The sequence below is a fragment of the Streptomyces sp. V1I1 genome, assembly GCF_030817355.1.
Classification (GTDB): Bacteria; Actinomycetota; Actinomycetes; order Streptomycetales; family Streptomycetaceae; genus Streptomyces.
On sequence record NZ_JAUSZH010000001.1, the window covers coordinates 2,486,099 to 2,504,208 of the forward strand.

Below are 18,110 nucleotides of genomic sequence, written 5' to 3' on the forward strand. Positions count from 1 at the left end.
AATGACGAGGGCGGTACCCCGGTGCGAACCGGGGCACCGCCCTCGGGCTTCTTGCCGCACATTGGTGCGGCGACGACTGCGGGCCGCACCTCAAGTCGAGGTGCGGCCCACAGCCTTGTGCGGCTCCCGGAAGGTCTTAGTTACTGCCACCGGTGAAGTGGTTGTGCAGGCCGGGAACCGTCAGCGTCCCGCCCAACTGGCCCGCCTGCGTCACCTTCACGTCGGTGAAGAAGGCGAAGGGAACATTCAGCGGCGGAGGGGTCTTCGGGCTGAAGACGACCGGGATGATGCCGAAGAGGTTGCCCCTCAGCTCCTCCGTGTACATCGTCACCGTGCCGTTGCGGATCGTCGAGGTGGAACCCTTGTCCGCCTCGACGTGCGCGGTCGTGCCGTTCGGGCCGACCACCAGCTGGTGGAGGTCCTTGATGTCCACGCTCGAAGCCGTGAACTTCAGCACCTTCTTGATCTTGCCGCTGCCTGTCTTCACCTCGACGATGCCCTTGTAGTCCAGGCCGTTCAGTGTGAGCTTCGAGCTCTCCAGGATCCACGGGTCGTCCGGGAGCAGCGGGAGGCCCGGCTCCAGGTCCGCCGCGGCGAGCGCCTTCGGGTCCGTGGTCGGGCACGGGAAGGGCGGCTTGGCACCGTCCGGAATGTCGACGTCCAATTTGGGGTCGAGGCTCTTGACCGCCTCGTCCAGCTCCTCGGTCGTCGCCCCGGCCTTGTCCGCCGCGTCCTTGATGGCGTCCTTGGTCTTGTCCACCGTCTCGTCCACCTCGTCCACCGTGTCGGTGGGCTCCGTGGAGGGCTTGGCGGACGGCTTGGTGGACGGCTTGGTGGACGGCTTCGTGGACGGAGTTGTCGACGGCGTCGGCTCGGTCGTCGCCGTGGCGCTCGGCGTCGGGCTGCTGGTCGGCTCCTCGTCGGGGCCGTCCAAGATGTCCTTGATCGCGTCGCCGACACCCAGCGGGTCCAGCGGATTCCTGGTGTGCGTCTCGCTCGGCGTCGGAGACGGGCTCGTCGAGGGCGCGTTCGCGTCCGCGGGCTTGCCCGCGTCGGCCGACGGGGTCGTGCCGGGCGTCGGCTCGTCCTCGTCGTTGCCGCCCGCCGAACCGCTCGGGGTCGGGTCGGGCTCCTCCGACGGAGACTCGGAAGGCTTCTCCGACTCCGACGGCTTCGGCGACTCGGACTCCGCCGGCTCGTCAGAGCGGGTCACACACGGACCCGGGGCGAAGGGGAGTTCCTTGTCATCCGCAACTGCCAGCCTGGGGGTGAGTCCCATGCCCACGAATACGGCAGTGGGCATCGCGGCCAGAGCTATCGCCTTGCTGGCGGGTATCTGCAGCTTGGTCAGGAGCGATTTCCTTGGAGCCGCATGCCGCGGCCCGGTCTTGGCCCTGGCGGAATCACCACCATCAGCCGCGCTCAGCTGCGTTTCGTCACCCCGCACTGTTCCTCCCGCCGTTGGCGTGGGCAGTCGTTCCGGTCACGTTCGGGTCGTATCCCTCGTCAGCTCGCGGCTCGGGAAAGTCCAGGTCACCCGCATAGCCGTCCGGGCCCGGGGTCCCTTCCGGCTCGACCTCCTTGACGGGCTCGGCCGCCGGCTTGGCGGGTGCCCAAGAGATCGACATCGCGCCACCGATCAGGGAGAGCAGGAATCCGATCAGAAACCCGCCGATGTTCGCGACCGGGATCGAGATCAGCCCGAGAACGATGGTGGCGACACCCGCGAACACCCGGACGACAGCGTGGAACCACATCGTCAGGCCGAGCGTCATCAACAGGACGCCGATGATCAGCGAGCCCGCTCCCGCCGTGGTGGCCATGGCGATCGTGAGATTGCCGAGCCGGAGGTCGGCGTACGGCAAGTAGGCGATCGGGATGCCACCGAGCAGGGTGAACAGGCCTGCCCAGAACGGCCGGTTGCCACGCCATGCGCGGAAGCGCAGCCGCCAGTAGGTGAATCCGCGGGAACCAGTGGACTCGGCGCTCATGGAAAACAGCTCCCTGGAACGGTCTTACTCAAAGAAAGTGAGATGGGTGGAGCGGGCAGGGGCCTCGCACAGACGACCCCGGCCCGTCCGAAGTGCTGACGGAGCGGATGCTCCTAGAAGCACTCCTTGACGCCCTTGTGAAGCTTCAGCTGCAGACCGCTGAGCTTGAACGTGCCGGCCGTGGTCGCCCACGCCTTCTGCTCCACGCCGGTCAGCTTCGCCACCTTCGCGCGCTGTGCGAAGCCGTACGGGTTGGCCCTGGTCCCGGGCTGAATGCCCGGGTCCTTGAGCTGACCCGCCGCCACGCCGATGTCGATGTCCTCGAACGCGGCGTCCGCCTTGAGCTCCGAGACATCCAGGTAGATGTCCGTGGCCGTGACCGGGTGGTTCTCGTCCTGACCGGCCCTCAGCTCAAGACTCACGCTGCCGATGAACGGCACGTTGGGAGTGACGACCGACTGGCACATGTTGACGATGGTGGCGGTCTTGAAGCCGGACACCGCGACCGGAGCCGCGAAGTCCTTGCCGTCCAGCGTCTTACCGGATGCCACACTGCCGTACTGAACGAAGTTGGTGCCGGTCAGGCTCTTGGCCTTGACCTTGAATTCCTGGCCGGAAATGCTGAAGGACGCGGCGAGCGCACCCTGTGCCAGGCCGATGCCTATCGCGGCCGTTGCGGCCACACTCGGCACCATGACTAGGGCGAACCGCTTCCATCTGGTTCCGCCACGAGCCACAGACTCCATGACTTTCCTCCTTCTCGGACGTACATCTCCGGTCCGGACCGTGGGTCCGTCCTGGGATGGGAGAAGTGCTACGTCCTCGGAAAGGAGAGCGCCCGTTCTTCAGGCGCGTGCTGCGTCCGAAACACCGGCGATCACCCCCGAGCGACAACCACTGGTCGCGCCTGACGCATCACGCACAACCTGCCGGACAGGCCCTGCCGTTCGGCAGGAACCCCCCTGTCCGCGACCGGCGCCACTGCCGCCGGCCGACCCGGTGGGGACCCAAGGTTCCGCGGCTCGGCTGGGGGCCGAGCTGGTGCGGTATTGGACCGAGCGTCGCCGATGTTGGTCCATTCCAGGCCGGGGCACAAGGGGGTTCGTTACTCACTAGTAACGGCCTGATAACCACGCCACGACGGCCTGACGTCGGGTGGCCACACAGGGTGCCACACAGTGGTGCGCCAGAAGGGTGTATTGCCGCCAATAAGCGGACAGAACAAGAGGCTTGATTTACTGCGAGTAACAGAGCCTGCGTTTGCCAAGTTTTGGTAAAGCGCAGTCGCGTTTTGTCACTGTGTCGCCAAAACGGCGGCGGCGCTTCACCGGCGCCGCCGCCGCAAACCCGTCAGACCTGCCGGAATGGAGCGTTCAGGACAGGCCTTTCAAACATGGCTCAGAACAGCACTCGCGCCAGCGCCGAGCGCGCCGCCGTCACCCTCGGGTCCTCCGGGCCGACCACCTCGAAGAGTTCGAGGAGCCGCACCCGTGCCGCGTCGCGGTCCTCGCCCGTCGTGCGGCGCACCGTCTCGACCAGTCGGCCGAAGGCGTCCTCGACATGACCACCGACCAGATCCAGGTCGGCCGCCGCGATCTGGGCCTGTACATCGGCCGGATTGTCGGCCGCTTCCTGGCGCACCTTCTGCGGGTCCAGGTCCTGTACGCGGGCGAGCAGTTCGGCCTGGGCCAGGCCCAGCTTCGCCTCGGTGTTGCCGGGGTCGTCGGACAGCACGTTCTTGTACGCCTGGACCGCGCCGCCGAAGTCGCCCGCGTCCAGCGCCTGTACGGCCGCTTCCACCAGGGCGTCGTACGGACCCTCGGGCACGACGGGTGCGGCCGAAGCCTCGACGCCCGCCTCGTCCGGGCTGACCGTGATGCCGGTGAGGCCGAAGCGCTCCTCGGCGACCTGGATCAGCTGGTCCAGCGTCTGGCGGATCTGGGCCTCCGGGGCCGCGCCCTGGAAGAGCGGAAGGGCCTGGCCGGCCACCACCGCGAAGACGGCCGGGATGCCCTGGATCCCGAACTGCTGCATCAGCATCTGGTTGGCATCGACGTCGATCTTGGCCAGTACGAACCGGCCGCTGTACTCCTGCGCCAGTCGCTCCAGCAGCGGGCTGAGCTGCTTGCACGGCTCGCACCACTCGGCCCAGAAGTCGATGACGACCGGGACTTCGGTGGAGCGCTGGAGGACGTCGCGCTCGAAGCCCGCCTCATCGACGTCGATCACAAGACTCGAAGGGGATACGGCACCGCCGCCGCCCTCGCGGGCGGCCTGGGCGCGGGCCTGCTCCGCCTTTACCTTGGCCTCACTGGCCGCCTTCACAGCGGCGAGGTCGACGACGCCGCTCATGGACATGTTCCTAGGCTGCATGAGTACATCCTCCCCCCTCCGCGCGCGCATGTGAAAAGGACGGCCAAGAGACCGCCGCACTGGCGAAAATGTTCGGCACCGGGTCCCCACCCGGCGCCAGTGGTCGTCGCTCGAGCCGGTCAAGGCTTTCGCTACGAGTCGTAGCGTAACTCCGAAAGCCTCGCCGCGTGTGAGATTCCCCGGTGAACTGGATCACAGCGGATCGCCTACCCGCCGGTATGGTCGCCGTCATGTGCAGCCACGCCCGCCCCAAAACCACACGTACGGGTCGTACGGGACGCCCCCGCAGCGTCGAGGCCGACGCCGCGATCCTCGAGGCGACTCGAGCTGCGCTGGTCGAGCTGGGCTGGTCGAAGCTGACGATGGGGGACGTGGCCACCCGCGCGGGGGTCGCCAAGACCACCCTCTACCGCCGCTGGGCGAACAAGAACGAGCTTGTCGTCGACGCCGTCGCGGTCCTCTTCGACGAGCTCGAACTCCCCGACCGCGGAAGCCTGACCGCCGATGTGGAGGGCGTGGTGCTGCAGTTCGCCTCGCTGCTCGCCCGGCCCGAGGCGAAGACCTCGCTGATGGCGGTGGTCGCGGAGTCGACGCGGGACGACGCCCTGCGCGTGCGGATCCGCTCGGCGATCGTCGACCGGCAGAAGCGGCTGGTGCTTGAGGGCCGGGCACGCGCGCAGGCCCGCGGCGAACTGCCGCACGAGGAGGACGCGGAAGCGGCGGCCCGCAGCGCGGACCTGATCTTCGATGTGATCGCGGGAGCGGTGGTGCACCGGGCGCTGGTCAGCGCGGAGCCGGTGGACGAGGCGTGGGCGCGCAGCTTCACAGCGCTGCTGGTGTCGGGGCTGGCCTCGCTGCAGGGCTGAACACAAAGCGCCGGCAGAAGGGCCGTCGGAAGGGCCGCCGGCCCGGTCCGCACGCGTGCGGACCGGGCCGGCGTACAGGCCGTACGGAACGTCAGAAGCCGGGCGGCTCGGTGTACGTCCCCCACTCGTCCCGCAGCGCATCGCAGATCTCGCCCAGCGTGGCCTCGGCGCGGACCGCCTCCAGCATCGGCTCGATCATGTTCGAGCCGTCCCGGGCCGCGGCCAGCATCTTGTCCAGCGAGGACCGTACGCGCGCGTCGTCACGGCCGGTCTTGCGGTCCGCCAGGACGCGTACCTGCTCGCGCTCGACCTCGTGGCTGACCCGCAGGATCTCCAGGTCGCCGGTGACCGAGCCGTGGTGGACGTTGACGCCGACGACCCGCTTGTCGCCCTTCTCCAGGGACTGCTGGTAGCGGAAGGCCGACTCCGCGATCTCGCCGGTGAACCAGCCGTCCTCGATGCCGCGCAGGATGCCGGAGGTGACCGGGCCGATCGGGTGCTGCCCGTCCGGGTGCGCCCGACGGCCGCGCTCCTTGATCTGGTCGAAGATCTTCTCGGCGTCGGCCTCGATACGGTCGGTGAGCTGCTCGACGAACCAGGAGCCGCCCAGTGGATCGGCGACGTTGGCGACGCCGGTCTCCTCCATCAGCACCTGCTGCGTACGCAGCGCGATCTCCGCGGCCTGCTCGCTGGGCAGGGCGAGGGTCTCGTCCAGGGCGTTGGTGTGCAGGGAGTTGGTGCCGCCGAGGATCGCGGAGAGCGCCTCGACCGCGGTGCGTACGACGTTGTTGTACGGCTGCTGGGCGGTGAGCGAGACACCCGCGGTCTGGGTGTGGAAGCGCAGCCACTGCGCCTTGTCGGTCTTCGCGCCGTACACCTCCTTCATCCAGCGCGCCCAGATCCGGCGTGCCGCGCGGAACTTGGCGATCTCCTCGAAGAAGTCGAGGTGCGCGTCGAAGAAGAAGGACAGGCCGGGCGCGAAGGTGTCCACGTCCAGGCCGCGGCTCAGCCCCAGCTCGACGTAGCCGAAGCCGTCAGCGAGCGTGTACGCGAGCTCCTGCGCGGCCGTCGCGCCCGCCTCGCGGATGTGGTAGCCGGAGACCGAGAGCGGCTTGTACGCGGGGATGCCCTGCGCGCAGTGCTCCATCAGGTCGCCGATCAGACGCAGATGCGGCTCGGGCTGGAAGAGCCACTCCTTCTGCGCGATGTACTCCTTGAAGATGTCGGTCTGCAGTGTGCCGTTGAGCACGGCCGGGTCGACGCCCTGGCGCTCGGCGGCGACCAGGTACATGCAGAAGACCGGGACAGCGGGCCCGGAGATCGTCATGGACGTCGTGACGTCACCGAGCGGGATGTCCTTGAACAGGACCTCCATGTCGGCGGCGGAGTCGATGGCCACGCCGCAGTGGCCGACCTCGCCGAGCGAGCGCGGGTCGTCGGAGTCACGGCCCATCAGGGTCGGCATGTCGAAGGCGACGGAGAGCCCGCCGCCGCCGTTGGCCAGGATCATCTTGTAGCGCTCGTTGGTCTGCTCGGCATTGCCGAAGCCCGCGAACTGGCGGATGGTCCAGGTGCGGCCGCGGTAGCCGGTCGGGTACAGGCCGCGGGTGAAGGGGTACTCCCCCGGCCAGCCGATCCGCTCGAAGCCGTCGTAGGTGTCCCCGGGCCTGGGCCCGTACACGGGCTCGACCGGGTCCCCGGAGAGCGTGGAGAAGTCCGCGTCCCGCTTGCGGGCCTTGTCGTAACGGGCCTGCCAGCGTCGGCGGCCTTCCTCGATGGAGTCAGCGTCCATACCTTGAATTTACTAGGACGTCCTAGTAAATGTCGATGGCTGAAGCCCCGCACATGCGTACGGGGCTCAGGTGGATCCGGGAGGGTTACGCCTCGGCGGTCGCCGCGTCGCCGTCCGTGACCAGCGGACGGACCTCGCGGGTGATCTTCGGCTCGACGAAGAAGGAGGCCACCGGGATGCAGCCGGCGGCCAGCACCCAGAGCAGCTTGCCGAACGGCCACTTCGCCTTGGAGCCGAGATCGAAGGCGAAGATCACGTAGATGATGAACAGCACACCGTGGACCTGCGAGATCAGCATGGTGTCGCCGACCTTGAAGGCGTACTTCAGGATGATCGCCGCGGTGAAGACCAGCAGCCAGACGGCGGTGACGTACGCCATCACCCGGTAACGGGACAGCACGCTTTGTTTCATGCATACGAGCGTAACGGCCCGGATAATCCCCACGGCCCCGGGGAGCGTGCGATCGTCCGGACCTGGGGTTACGCCGTACGGGCCTATCTCAGCCCGCGTCCTCGAAATCCCGAACGGCGACGCGCAGCGGGCGGAGCATCGCGAAGATCTCCGCGCACTCCTCGGCGTCGTAAGCACCGAGCCCGAAGTCCATCTCCATGAGATCGCGGGTGGCCGCTTCCACGACTTCCCGGCCTTTCTCGGTGATGGAGGCGAGTGTGCCGCGCCCGTCGTTCGGATTGGGCCGCTTGTCGACCAGACCGGACCTCACCAGCCGGTCCACGGTGTTCGTCACCGAGGTCGGGTGGACCATCAGCCGCTCGCCGATCTTGGACATCGGCAGCTCGCCGGCCTTGGAGAAGGTGAGCAGCACCAGCGCCTCGTAGCGCGCGAAGGTCAGTCCGTACGGTTTGACGACGGCGTCGACCTCGGCGAGCAGGATCTGGTGCGCGCGCATGATCGAAGTGATCGCGGACATCGAGGGCACGGGTCCCCATCGCTGCTGCCAGAGCTCGTCGGCTCGGGCGATGGGGTCGAAGGGGAGGCTGAGCGGCTTCGGCACGGCACCGACCCTACCGACTGGTCATATGGCGGTCAGCCCCGTCTCGCCCTTCGGTCCGCCCTTCTGCCGCCCCGGGTCCGCCCTTCTATCCGCCTGGTCTCCGCGACGAGCAGCAGACAGCAGAGCGTGCCGATGGCGCCGGCACCCGCGACGACGGTGCTCACCTGGAGGAACTCCGCGGCGACTCCGGCCAGCGCCATGCCGACGCCCTGGATCGTCATCAGCCCGGCGGTCAGCAGGGTCATCGCCCTGCCGCGCAGTTCCTCGGGGATCTCCTCGATGAGCCACTGGTCGAGACCCAGGGTGTACGCGGATCCCGCGCCGGCCAGCGTGAGCGCGAGCAGCGCCCAGCCGAGGCCGGGGGTGACGGCGAAGACGGTCAGCGGCAGCAGGGTGGTGGCGGCGAGCGGCAGGACGATGCGGGAGCGGGCGGCGGGGCCGAGCGCGGATCCGGCGTACAGCTCTCCGGCGATCGTGCCGACCGGCAGCGCACACATCAGGAGGCCGAGGCCCGCGGAGCCGATGCCGATCTCGTCCGCGTACGGGGCGGCGAGGGCCTCGGGCGCCACGCTGAACATGGGCGGCGCCCAGAACAGCAGCATCAGCACGCGGAGTCGGCGGTTGGCGAGGATCTGCCGTGCGCCGGAGAGGGAGGAGCGGAGCAGGGCGCCGCTGTCGCGGCTGCGGGCGGGACGCCGCTTCGTGCCGAATCGGAGCAGCAGCGCCGAGCCGAGGAAGGCGCACACGGTGATGGCGAGCGCGCCGCGCGGGGCGACGACGGCGAGCAGCAGCCCGCCGAGTCCGAACCCGGTGAGCACGGCGCTCTGCGAGACGATGCGCAGCAGCGACCGGCCGAGGACGAACAGGTCGCCCTCCCCCAGGATGTCGGCGAGTGTCGCCATGCGGGTGCCGTTGAACACGGGCGAGATGGCGGCGATGAAGCAGCGCAGCACGAGCAGGGCGGCGACGGGCGTCACGGGCAGCACCATGACGGCGGCGCACCCGGCACAGAGGAGATCGCACACGACGAGCACCCGGCGGGCGGGGTACTTGTCGGCGACGCCGGCGAGCAGGGTCCCGCCGAGGAGGTAGGGCAGAAACCCGAGGGCGAAGGTGAGCGCGCTGAGCATGGGCGACCCGGTGAGCCGGTAGACGAGCACGGTGAGCGCGATCTCGCTGACGACGACGCCGAGCAACGACATGAGGTGCGCACCGAAGACGGCCCTGAACTCGCGTACTTCGAAGACATCCCGGTACCGGCGGGACCCGGCCCGACCGCCCTCGTCGGCGCGACGCTGCTTCGGCGGGGGGCCGTCCGTCGTCAGGGCGGGCGCGGGGCCCTGGCCGACGGCGGGCACGGAGCCCCGGCCGACAGCGGGCACGGAGCCCCGGCCGACAGCGGGCGCGGGCGCATCGCGCCCGTCGGGCGCGCCGGCTCCCGGCCCCGACGGCGTCACGCCGCCCGTCGGCCGGGCGGAGCCCAGGCCCGCAGCAGGCGCCGGCACGCCGTCCACACCAGGCCGGGCGGGGCCCGTGAACTTCTCTTCTGGCATGGCCGACAGCCTGCTGAGCCCGTCACGCCCGGCCGTAGACTTTCGGCACACGCCGAATCTTCCGGAGGGCGCCAGGGCCATGCCGTCGTACATGCACTTCGGCGAGGCCGACCTCCTGCGCATCCGGTTCGCCGTGTCTCCGCTCTGGGAGACCCAGGACGCCGTACGCACCCTCAAGCGCCCCGAACGGCACGGCTACCACCTCCCCTGGCTGCGGCGGATCCGGCAGGCGGCTCTCGGGCTCGACCTCAGCTCTCTGTGGCTGCTCATGCCGCGCCGCGGGCACACCCCTGACTTTCTCGGGCCGCCGCCGATCGGGCCCACCGCCTCGTTCGACGAGGAGATCGCCGCCGTACGCGCCGTGGACCCCGAGGCGGCGCGGCACGACATGGCGTGGGCGCTCTCCGACACCCCGGGGGCTCTCGACAGCCCGCAGGGGCGCGCGTTGCTCGCCGATCCCGTGCGGGCCGTGCGGGAGTTGGCCGATGCGATGGAGCAGGCCTGGCACGCGCTCATCGAGCCCGAGTGGCCCCGGCTGCGCGCGCTGCTCGAGGCCGATGTGGCGTTCCATTCGGGGCGGTTGGCGCAGGCCGGCCTGGAGGGGCTGTTCGCCGAGCTGCATCCACGGCTCAGCTGGGCCGACCGCACCCTGACCCTGTCCGGCCGGAGCGAGCATGTGCGCGAACTCGGCGGCCAGGGCCTGATGCTGCTGCCCAGCGTCTTCTGCTGGCCGGATGTGGTGACCGGCTTCGAGCCGCCGTGGCAGCCCACCATCGCCTACCCGGCCCGCGGCATCGGCGTCCTGTGGACCGAGCCCGCCGGCCGCACCCCCGAGGCGCTCACCCGGCTGCTCGGCGCCAAGCGCGCCGCCGTGCTGGCCGTGCTCGACGAGCCGGGCACGACCACCACCCTCGCGCACCGGCTCGGCCTCGCCCCCTCATCCGTATCGGCGCATCTGTCCGTACTGCGCGATGCGGGCCTGCTGACCTCGCGCCGCCATGGCCATCAGGTGCTGTACGAGCGGACGCCGCTGGGGATCGCGCTGGCGGTGTCGCAGCCCACTGTTCCGGTTTAGGCGGAGAGATGCCGTTCCACGGTCTCGACCTTGGAGCTGAGACCGTCGGTGACGCCCTGTCTGATGTCGGCCTTGAGGACGACGGAGACGCGCGGGGCGCGGGCCTCGACCGCGGCGACGGCGCGTTTGACCACGTCCATCACCTCGTCCCAGTCACCCTCGATCGAGGTGAACATCGCGTCCGTACGGTTGGGCAGACCGGACTCGCGGACGACGCGCACGGCGTCGGCGACGTACTCGCCGACGTCCTCGCCGACGCCCAGCGGAGTGACGGAGAAGGCGACGATCATGCGTCGACCTTGCCCTCGCGGCGGGCGCGGGCGGCGATGACCTCGTCGTCGGCCGCGCGCTTCAGCTTGCGCTCGGCGACGAAGCCGCCGAAGGGGAGGACGGAGAGCACGAAGTAGAGGGCGGCGGTCTTCGCGTTCCACTTGGTGCGGTTCCAGGCGTCCAGCCAGAAGAGCACGTACAGGATGAAGAGCACGCCGTGGATCGCGCCCATGACCGGGACCGCGTTGAACTCCGTCGTGCGCTTGAGCACCGAGCAGACGAGCAGCAGGAGGAAGGAGACGGCCTCCGGCGCGGAGACCAGGCGGAGGCGATGGAGGGACGAGGCGGTCTTGATGTCCACGAGGGCACCTTCGGTGGGAGTCGGACTTATCTTGCAGGGGTTCTTGTGAACGCATGCACAAGCGCCCGGTCCATTGTGGCAGCCCACATCGCCCGGCGGAGTCCGGGGTGTCCCCGGAGAGACGCAGTGTCAGGGTCGGGATCCTCCCTGAGGACCTGTTCCGGGGCGGAACCACCGGCTAACGTCACTGCGTGGCAACGTTCCGACTCCAAGGCAGCAAGGTGCTCGCCGTCGACATGACCGGCGACGCCGTCAAAGCGAAAAACGGCTCGATGGTCGCCTACGACGGCCAGATGGCCTTCAAGAAGTTGTCCGGCGGCGGTGAGGGCATCCGAGGGATGGTGACCCGCCGCATCACCGGCGAGCAGATGACCGTGATGGAAGTGAAGGGGCAGGGCACCTGCTACTTCGCCGATCGCGCGTCCGAGATCAATCTGGTGAACCTGCACGGCGACAAGCTCTATGTCGAGGCGAGCAATCTGCTCTGCACCGACGCCGGGCTGCGCACCGGGACGACCTTCACCGGGCTGCGCGGCGGGGCGAGCGGCAATGGCCTGTTCACCACCACCGTCGAGGGCACCGGCCAGGCGGCGATCATGTCTGACGGCGCTGCCGTGGTGCTGCGGGTGACGCCCCAGTACCCGCTGTCCGTCGATCCCGGCGCGTACATCGCGCACCAGGGCAATCTGCGGCAGGACTTCCAGTCCGGCGTGACCTTCAGGACCATCCTGGGCGAGGGCGGCGGCGAGGCCTTCCAGATCCGCTTCGAGGGCGACGGACTCGTCTACGTACAGCCCAGCGAGCGCAACACCATCGGGGGCGACGTCTGATGCCGTTCCGCGAGATCAACTCCAGGATGGTCGAGGCGACGGTCGTGCCCGGCCAGAAGATGTTCAGCCAGCGCGGGGCAATGCTCGCGTACAAGGGCGAGGTTTCGTTCACGCCGAACATCCAGGGCGGCCAGGGCGGCCTTGCGTCGATGATCGGGCGGCGGGTGGCCAATGAGGCGACGCCGCTGATGACGGTCGAGGGCAGCGGCACGGTGATGTTCGGCCACGGCGGCCATCACATCCAGGTGATCCAGCTGACCGGCGACACCCTGTACGTCGAGGCGGACCGGCTGCTCGCCTTCGACGGGACCTTGCAGCAGGGCACGATGTTCATGGGCTCGCAGGGCGGGGTCATGGGCATGGTGCGCGGCCAGGTGACCGGCCAGGGGCTCTTCACAACCACGCTCAAGGGCCATGGCGCGGTGGCGGTTATGGCACACGGCGGTGTGATCGAGCTGCCGATCACGCCGGGGCGCGCGGTCCATGTGGACCCGCAGGCGTACGTCGCGCACCACGGTGACGTACGCAACAAGCTCTCCACCGCGCTGGGTTGGCGCGACATGGTGGGGCGCGGCTCGGGCGAGGCGTTCCAGCTGGAGCTGAGCGGCAGTGGCGCGGTGTACGTACAGGCCTCGGAGGAGAAGCTGTGACCGGTCCTGTGGTCTTCGACCCGATGACGCTGCCGAGCGACGACAACGTCAATCCGTACACCTTCTGCGTGGAGCTCAAGAGCAGCCAGTGGTTCCTGCAGAAGGGGAAGATGATCGCCTACTACGGGCGCATCGACTTCAACGGCATCGGCCACGGCCGGCTCGACCGGCTGCTGCGCACGTCGTTCCACTCGCCGCTGCACGCGAGCGACTGGGTGGTGGCGGAAGGCAGCGGCAAGATGCTGCTCGCCGACCGTGCCTTCGATGTGAACTCGTACGAACTGGACGAGGGGAATCTGACGATCCGGTCCGGGAATCTGCTGGCGTACCAGCCGACCCTGGCGCTGAAGCAGTCGATCGTGCCGGGCTTCCTGACGCTGATCGGCACGGGGAAGTTCGTGGCCGCGTCCAATGGTCCGGTGGTCTTCATGGAGCCGCCGATCCGGGTGGATCCGCAGGCGCTGGTGGGCTGGGCGGACTGCCCCTCCCCGTGCCACCACTACGACCACAGCTATATGACGGGCGTGATGGGCGGCCTCCGGGCGATGACGGGGATCGGCGGAGCCTCGGGCGAGGAGCACCAGTTCGAGTTCGTCGGCGCCGGAACGGTGCTGCTGCAGTCGACCGAGGCGCTGATGGCGGAGACGGCGACGGGCGCGGTGCCGCAGCAGGCGGGCGTCCCGGGCGGTCACGCTGGAGCAGGAGCCCCAGGTCAACACGGGTCCACGCCCCGGCTTCCGGGTCAGCTGGGGGACCTCCAGCGTCGCTTCGGCCTGTGAGCGGTAGTCTGCGGAGTGTGACGTCGAACGCCTGCACCCTTGTGCGCGGATCGCTTCTCGTGCAGCTCCTCGCGCGCTGGGTGCCAGGCGTCACACCCCCCGACTTCGTCCGTCTTTCAACTTCTTAGGTAGAATCCATATATGGAGACCGAGACGGCCACCCGCTGGCTGACCGATGACGAGCAGTGCGCCTGGCGCACCCACCTGGACGTCAGCAGACTGCTGATGCACCAGCTCGAGAAGGACCTCCAGCCGTTCGGCCTGACCAACAACGACTACGAGATCCTGGTCAACCTCTCCGAGTCGGCGGAGCGGCGGTTGCGGATGAGTGACCTCGCCGCGGCGACGCTGCAGTCCAAGAGCCGGCTCTCCCACCAGATCACCCGCATGGAGAACGCAGGACTGGTCCGCAGAGAGAACTGCGAGTCGGACCGGCGCGGGCTGTACGCGGTGCTGACCGAGCAGGGCATGGAGACGATGCAGAAGGTCGCGCCGCATCATGTCGCGTCCGTACGCAAGCACTTCATCGATCTGCTGACGCCGGAGGCGCTGGCGGACCTGCGGGAGTCGCTGTCGCCGGTGGCCGAGCATCTGCGCGGGCGGCGCGGCAAGCAGTAGGCGACGGCAGGAGGCCGGTCCGTCAGGCAGCGGGTCCGTCAGGCAGCGGGTCCGCGCAGCCCGAACAGCGCGCCGCCCAGAGGCAGCTCACACGACTGCGGGGAGCCGGAGTTCGAACAGCGCGCCGCCCGGCGGGCCCTGGCTCACCGTGAGCGTGCCACCGTGGCGCTGGGCGACGTCTCGGGCGATCGCCAGACCCAGCCCCGCACCGCCGTCGTCCCGGGTGCGGGCGTCGTCGAGGCGTACGAAGCGCTCGAAGACCGGCTCCCGTTCCGGCTCCGGCACACCCGTGCCGTCGTCGGAACGCCAGCACCACGCTGTCGCCGTCCCTGCGCACCGATGCGGTGACCAAAGTACGGGCGTGGCGCTGCGCGTTGTCCAGCAGATGGCCCGGCACGCGCGCCAACTGGCCGCGCGAGCCCGTCACTTCGAGACCGCCGGCCGCGGTGACCGTCACCGGGATGCGGTCCCCGGATCGTTGTGAGGCCTCCTCGCGGACCAGTGCGGCAAGGTCGAGCCGGGACTGCCCCGGCCGCTCCCCCGCGTCGAGGCGGGCCAGCAGCAGATCTCCCGCGAGCTGCTGCAGTCGTACGGTGTCCGCCACCGCGCCCGGGACAGCCGACAACTCCGGTTGGGACGCGCCCACTTCGAGCTGGGTCCGCAGCGAGGCGATGGGGCTGCGCAGCTCGTGCGAGGCGTCCGCGACGAAGCGCCGCTGCCGCTCCACCGACGCTTCGAGCGCGGCCGGCGTCTCATTGGTCGTACGGGCCAGCCGCGCCACTTCGTAGCGCGAGCCGGGCTCCGGGACGCGCCGGGAGAGGTCCTCGGACGCGGTGATCGCCGCCATCTCGCTCCTGATGCCCTCGACGGGCTTCAGCGCCCGCCGGGTCACCAGCCACGTCACCGAGCCGACAAGGACGACCACGACGAGGGCTCCGACGACTGACCTGGGGTAGCTGCCGCCGAGGCCGAGGCTCGCAGCCGGCCTCGGGAGGCACCGGGGGCCTGCGAACCCCGTCGCCTCAGCCCTCCGTCAGGCCCGCCACCAGCTCGTCCGCCGCCGTGTACGGATCCAGCTCCCCCGCCACGATCCGCTCCGCCAGCGACCCAAGCCGCCGGTCCCCGTGCAGGTCCGCGATCCGTTCCCGCAGCGCCGTCACCGCGATCGTCTCCACCTCGCCCGCCGCGCGGCGGGCCCGGCGGTCGAGGAGCACGCCGTGCTCCTCCATCCATGCGCGGTGCTTCTCCAGCGCCTCGACCACCTCGTCGATGCCCTCGCCCCGAGCCGCGACCGTCTTGACGATCGGCGGGCGCCAGTCGCCGGGGCCGCGGGACTCGCCCAGCCCCAGCATGTGGTTCAGCTCGCGGGCCGTCGCGTCCGCCCCGTCCCGGTCCGCCTTGTTGACGACGTACACATCGCCGATCTCGAGGATGCCCGCCTTCGCCGCCTGGATGCCGTCGCCCATCCCGGGCGCGAGAAGGACGACCGACGTGTCCGCCTGGGCCGCGATCTCGACCTCGGACTGGCCGACGCCCACCGTCTCCACCAGGATCACGTCGCAGCCGGCCGCGTCCAGGACGCGGATCGCCTGCGGCGCGGCCCAGGCGAGGCCGCCCAGATGCCCGCGCGTGGCCATCGAGCGGATGTAGACGCCCGGGTCGGACGCGTGCTCCGACATCCGCACCCGGTCGCCGAGCAGAGCTCCGCCCGAGAAGGGCGAGGACGGGTCGACGGCCAGGACGCCGACCCGCTTCCCGGCCCGCCGGTACGCCGTCACCAGCGCCGACGTGGATGTCGACTTGCCGACACCCGGCGATCCGGTCAGGCCGATCACGTACGCCCCGCCGGTCAGCGGAGCCAGCGCCGCCATCACTTCGCGCAGCTGCGGGGACGCCCCCTCGACGAGTGAGATCAGCCGGGCCACGGCCCGCGGCCGGCCCTCCCTCGCCTGGGCAACCAGTTGGGGGACGTCCACCATGTGACTGCTCCTACTTGCCGTTGCCCGGGACACGCACGATCAGCGCGTCGCCCTGCCCGCCGCCACCGCACAGCGCCGCCGCACCCACGCCGCCGCCGCGCCGCTTCAGCTCCAGCGCCAGGTGGAGCACCACCCGCGCGCCGGACATGCCGATCGGGTGTCCGAGTGCGATCGCGCCGCCGTTTACATTCACCTTTTCCGGGGACACCCCGAGGTCCTTCATTGACTGCACCAGGACCGAGCCGAACGCCTCGTTGATCTCGATGAGGTCGAGGTCCTCGACGCCGATGCCCTCCTTGCCGATCGCGTTGCGGATCGCGTTCGACGGCTGCGAGTGCAGGGAGTTGTCCGGGCCCGCCACATTGCCGTGCGCGCCGACCTCCGCGATCCACTGAAGGCCGAGCTCCTCCGCCTTCGCCTTGCTCATCACCACGACCGCCGCCGCGCCGTCCGAGATCGGCGACGACGAACCCGCCGTGATCGTGCCGTCCTTGGCGAACGAGGGCCGCAGCTTGCTGAGCGTGTCGGCCGTGGTCTCGGGGCGGATGCCCTCGTCCTTGGTGCAGACGACCGGGTCGCCCTTGCGCTGGGGGACCTCGATCGGCGTGATCTCGGCCTCGAAGATGCCGTTCTTCTGCGCGGCCGCGGCCCGCTGGTGCGAGAGCGCCGCGATCTCGTCCTGCTCGCGCCGGCCGATGCCGAGGCGCTTGTTGTGGTTCTCGGTGGACTCGCCCATGGCGATGCCCTCGAAGGAGTCGGTGAGGCCGTCGTACGCCATCGAGTCGAGCATCTCGATCGCGCCGTACTTGACCCCTTCGCGTGACTTCGGCAGCAGATGCGGCGCGTTGGTCATGGACTCCTGGCCGCCTGCGACGATCACGTCGAACTCACCGGCACGGATCAGCTGGTCGGCCAGCGCGATGGCGTCCAGCCCGGAGAGACAGACCTTGTTGACGGTGAGCGCGGGCACGCTCATCGGGATGCCCGCCTTGACCGCGGCCTGGCGCGCCGGGATCTGCCCTGCCCCGGCCTGCAGCACCTGGCCCATGATCACGTACTGCACCTGGTCACCGCCGATGCCCGCCCGGTCCAGCGCCGCCTTGATGGCGAAGCCGCCGAGATCGGCGCCGGAGAAGGATTTGAGCGAGCCGAGCAGGCGTCCCATGGGCGTACGGGCGCCCGCGACGATCACTGAGGTGTTACCGGTCGTTCCTGACATGAGGCACGATCCCCTTCCAGCGCGAAGCTGAGGAGTGAACGAGGGTTTACCTCAAATGTACTGAGCGGTACGTGCTGCGGTCACCGGGCAGCCAGTGTGATCGCGCGCACGTTGCGTAACCACGGTCCGGGGCGCTGCACTGGGGGAATGCTGACGCGAATCGACCACATCGGAATCGCCTGCTTCGACCTCGACAAGACTGTCGAGTTCTACCGGGCCACATACGGCTTCGAGGTGTTCCACACCGAGATCAACGAGGAGCAGGGCGTACGCGAAGCCATGCTCAAGATCAATGAGACGTCCGACGGCGGCGCCTCCTACCTCCAGCTCCTGGAGCCGACCCGTGAGGACTCCGCGGTCGGAAAGTGGCTGGCCAAGAACGGTGAGGGGGTCCACCACATCGCCTTCGGCACCGCGGACGTGGACGGTGACGCACAGTCGATCCGGGACAAGGGTGTGCGTGTTCTCTACGACGAGCCACGTATCGGCTCCATGGGCTCCCGTATCACTTTTCTCCACCCCAAGGACTGCCACGGCGTTCTCACCGAACTCGTCACCTCTGCAACCGAGCACTGACCTCCGGATTCCCGGCCCGGTAGAGTGGGCGATTCCGGGCCGGGGCCGGGTCGGGGCCGCGCCGCGTCCCCTCCGTTGGATCTGTCACCATTCCCCGGGGGGCCGTTCGCCGGCGAACGGTGCTCGTACGGAGAAAGTTGCGACCAGGGGACGGATGGGACCGCG

The 18,110-nt window shown here is 69.4% G+C and carries 18 protein-coding genes and 2 pseudogenes; 7 read left to right on the forward strand and 13 right to left on the reverse strand.

Features of this window, described 5'->3' with window-relative positions:
* Positions 1 to 136 precede the first annotated feature (136 nt).
* The 4 genes from QFZ67_RS11730 to QFZ67_RS11745 form a co-directional block, all read right to left on the reverse strand.
* Entirely contained in the window at positions 137 to 1,447 is a 1,311-nt protein-coding gene (locus QFZ67_RS11730) for a hypothetical protein (RefSeq protein ID WP_307661028.1), read from the reverse strand.
* Positions 1,437 to 1,991: a DUF6114 domain-containing protein gene (locus QFZ67_RS11735; protein ID WP_307661029.1), complete on the reverse strand. Its 555-nt coding sequence runs from the start codon at positions 1,989 to 1,991 to the stop codon at positions 1,437 to 1,439. The genes QFZ67_RS11730 and QFZ67_RS11735 overlap by 11 nt, the downstream gene beginning before the upstream one ends.
* A gap of 113 nt (positions 1,992 to 2,104) precedes the next feature.
* A complete protein-coding gene (locus tag QFZ67_RS11740) occupies positions 2,105 to 2,737 on the reverse strand; it encodes a DUF6230 family protein (RefSeq protein WP_307661030.1) in 633 nt (210 codons plus the stop codon).
* Between the two features lie 652 nt (positions 2,738 to 3,389).
* The gene (locus QFZ67_RS11745; protein ID WP_307661031.1) at positions 3,390 to 4,364 is read right to left on the reverse strand and encodes a tetratricopeptide repeat protein; all 975 of its coding nucleotides are present in this window, start codon (positions 4,362 to 4,364) and stop codon (positions 3,390 to 3,392) included.
* Positions 4,365 to 4,582: 218 nt separating this feature from the next.
* On the opposite strand from QFZ67_RS11745, the gene QFZ67_RS11750 reads away from it, so the two are divergent.
* Positions 4,583 to 5,230: a TetR/AcrR family transcriptional regulator gene (locus QFZ67_RS11750; RefSeq protein WP_373430216.1), complete on the forward strand. Its 648-nt coding sequence runs from the start codon at positions 4,583 to 4,585 to the stop codon at positions 5,228 to 5,230.
* 91 nt (positions 5,231 to 5,321) lie between these two features.
* Here QFZ67_RS11750 and QFZ67_RS11755 read toward each other — a convergent pair whose 3' ends face one another.
* The 4 genes and pseudogenes from QFZ67_RS11755 to QFZ67_RS11770 form a co-directional block, all read right to left on the reverse strand.
* The gene (locus QFZ67_RS11755; protein WP_307661033.1) at positions 5,322 to 7,022 is read right to left on the reverse strand and encodes a methylmalonyl-CoA mutase; all 1,701 of its coding nucleotides are present in this window, start codon (positions 7,020 to 7,022) and stop codon (positions 5,322 to 5,324) included.
* An 85-nt stretch (positions 7,023 to 7,107) separates the two neighbouring features.
* Positions 7,108 to 7,434, reverse strand: a complete 327-nt coding sequence (locus tag QFZ67_RS11760; RefSeq protein WP_307661034.1) for a DUF3817 domain-containing protein — start codon at positions 7,432 to 7,434, stop codon at positions 7,108 to 7,110.
* Between the two features lie 88 nt (positions 7,435 to 7,522).
* Entirely contained in the window at positions 7,523 to 8,035 is a 513-nt protein-coding gene (locus QFZ67_RS11765; RefSeq protein WP_307661035.1) for a MarR family winged helix-turn-helix transcriptional regulator, read from the reverse strand.
* A 10-nt stretch (positions 8,036 to 8,045) separates the two neighbouring features.
* A pseudogene (locus tag QFZ67_RS11770) lies at positions 8,046 to 9,237 on the reverse strand (MFS transporter).
* Positions 9,238 to 9,667: 430 nt separating this feature from the next.
* Here QFZ67_RS11770 and QFZ67_RS11775 point away from each other — a divergent pair.
* Complete coding sequence (locus QFZ67_RS11775; protein ID WP_307661036.1) at positions 9,668 to 10,663, forward strand: DUF5937 family protein; 996 nt, start codon at positions 9,668 to 9,670, stop codon at positions 10,661 to 10,663.
* On the opposite strand, the gene QFZ67_RS11780 is transcribed toward QFZ67_RS11775, so the two are convergent.
* A complete protein-coding gene (locus QFZ67_RS11780) occupies positions 10,660 to 10,953 on the reverse strand; it encodes an MTH1187 family thiamine-binding protein (protein WP_307661037.1) in 294 nt (97 codons plus the stop codon). The genes QFZ67_RS11775 and QFZ67_RS11780 overlap by 4 nt on opposite strands.
* A complete protein-coding gene (locus QFZ67_RS11785) occupies positions 10,950 to 11,294 on the reverse strand; it encodes a DUF3817 domain-containing protein (RefSeq protein ID WP_307661038.1) in 345 nt (114 codons plus the stop codon). Before QFZ67_RS11785 ends, QFZ67_RS11780 begins: the two co-directional genes overlap by 4 nt.
* Before the next feature lie 191 nt (positions 11,295 to 11,485).
* Here QFZ67_RS11785 and QFZ67_RS11790 point away from each other — a divergent pair, with 191 nt between their 5' ends.
* The 4 genes from QFZ67_RS11790 (at position 11,486) to QFZ67_RS11805 (ending at position 14,171) form a co-directional block, all read left to right on the forward strand.
* Positions 11,486 to 12,124 carry an AIM24 family protein gene (locus tag QFZ67_RS11790; RefSeq protein ID WP_307661039.1) on the forward strand — a complete coding sequence of 213 codons (639 nt, stop codon included), beginning with the start codon at positions 11,486 to 11,488 and terminating at the stop codon, positions 12,122 to 12,124.
* Entirely contained in the window at positions 12,124 to 12,774 is a 651-nt protein-coding gene (locus QFZ67_RS11795; RefSeq protein ID WP_307661040.1) for an AIM24 family protein, read from the forward strand. The genes QFZ67_RS11790 and QFZ67_RS11795 overlap by 1 nt, the downstream gene beginning before the upstream one ends.
* Positions 12,771 to 13,553: an AIM24 family protein gene (locus QFZ67_RS11800; RefSeq protein WP_307661041.1), complete on the forward strand. Its 783-nt coding sequence runs from the start codon at positions 12,771 to 12,773 to the stop codon at positions 13,551 to 13,553. Before QFZ67_RS11795 ends, QFZ67_RS11800 begins: the two co-directional genes overlap by 4 nt.
* A 141-nt stretch (positions 13,554 to 13,694) precedes the next feature.
* Positions 13,695 to 14,171 (forward strand): MarR family winged helix-turn-helix transcriptional regulator, encoded by a 477-nt coding sequence (locus tag QFZ67_RS11805; protein ID WP_307661042.1) that lies wholly within the window; start codon positions 13,695 to 13,697, stop codon positions 14,169 to 14,171.
* 87 nt (positions 14,172 to 14,258) lie between these two features.
* Here the strand turns inward: QFZ67_RS11805 and QFZ67_RS11810 are convergent.
* From QFZ67_RS11810 to QFZ67_RS11820, 3 genes and pseudogenes are all read right to left on the reverse strand, one after another.
* A pseudogene (locus QFZ67_RS11810) lies at positions 14,259 to 15,084 on the reverse strand (sensor histidine kinase); the annotation flags it as partial.
* 109 nt (positions 15,085 to 15,193) lie between these two features.
* Positions 15,194 to 16,150: a methylmalonyl Co-A mutase-associated GTPase MeaB gene (gene meaB, locus QFZ67_RS11815; protein WP_307661043.1), complete on the reverse strand. Its 957-nt coding sequence runs from the start codon at positions 16,148 to 16,150 to the stop codon at positions 15,194 to 15,196.
* Positions 16,151 to 16,160: 10 nt separating this feature from the next.
* Positions 16,161 to 17,369 carry an acetyl-CoA C-acetyltransferase gene (locus QFZ67_RS11820; RefSeq protein WP_307661044.1) on the reverse strand — a complete coding sequence of 403 codons (1,209 nt, stop codon included), beginning with the start codon at positions 17,367 to 17,369 and terminating at the stop codon, positions 16,161 to 16,163.
* 147 nt (positions 17,370 to 17,516) lie between these two features.
* On the opposite strand from QFZ67_RS11820, the gene mce reads away from it, so the two are divergent.
* Entirely contained in the window at positions 17,517 to 17,945 is a 429-nt protein-coding gene (mce, locus tag QFZ67_RS11825) for a methylmalonyl-CoA epimerase (RefSeq protein ID WP_215092821.1), read from the forward strand.
* Positions 17,946 to 18,110 lie beyond the last annotated feature (165 nt).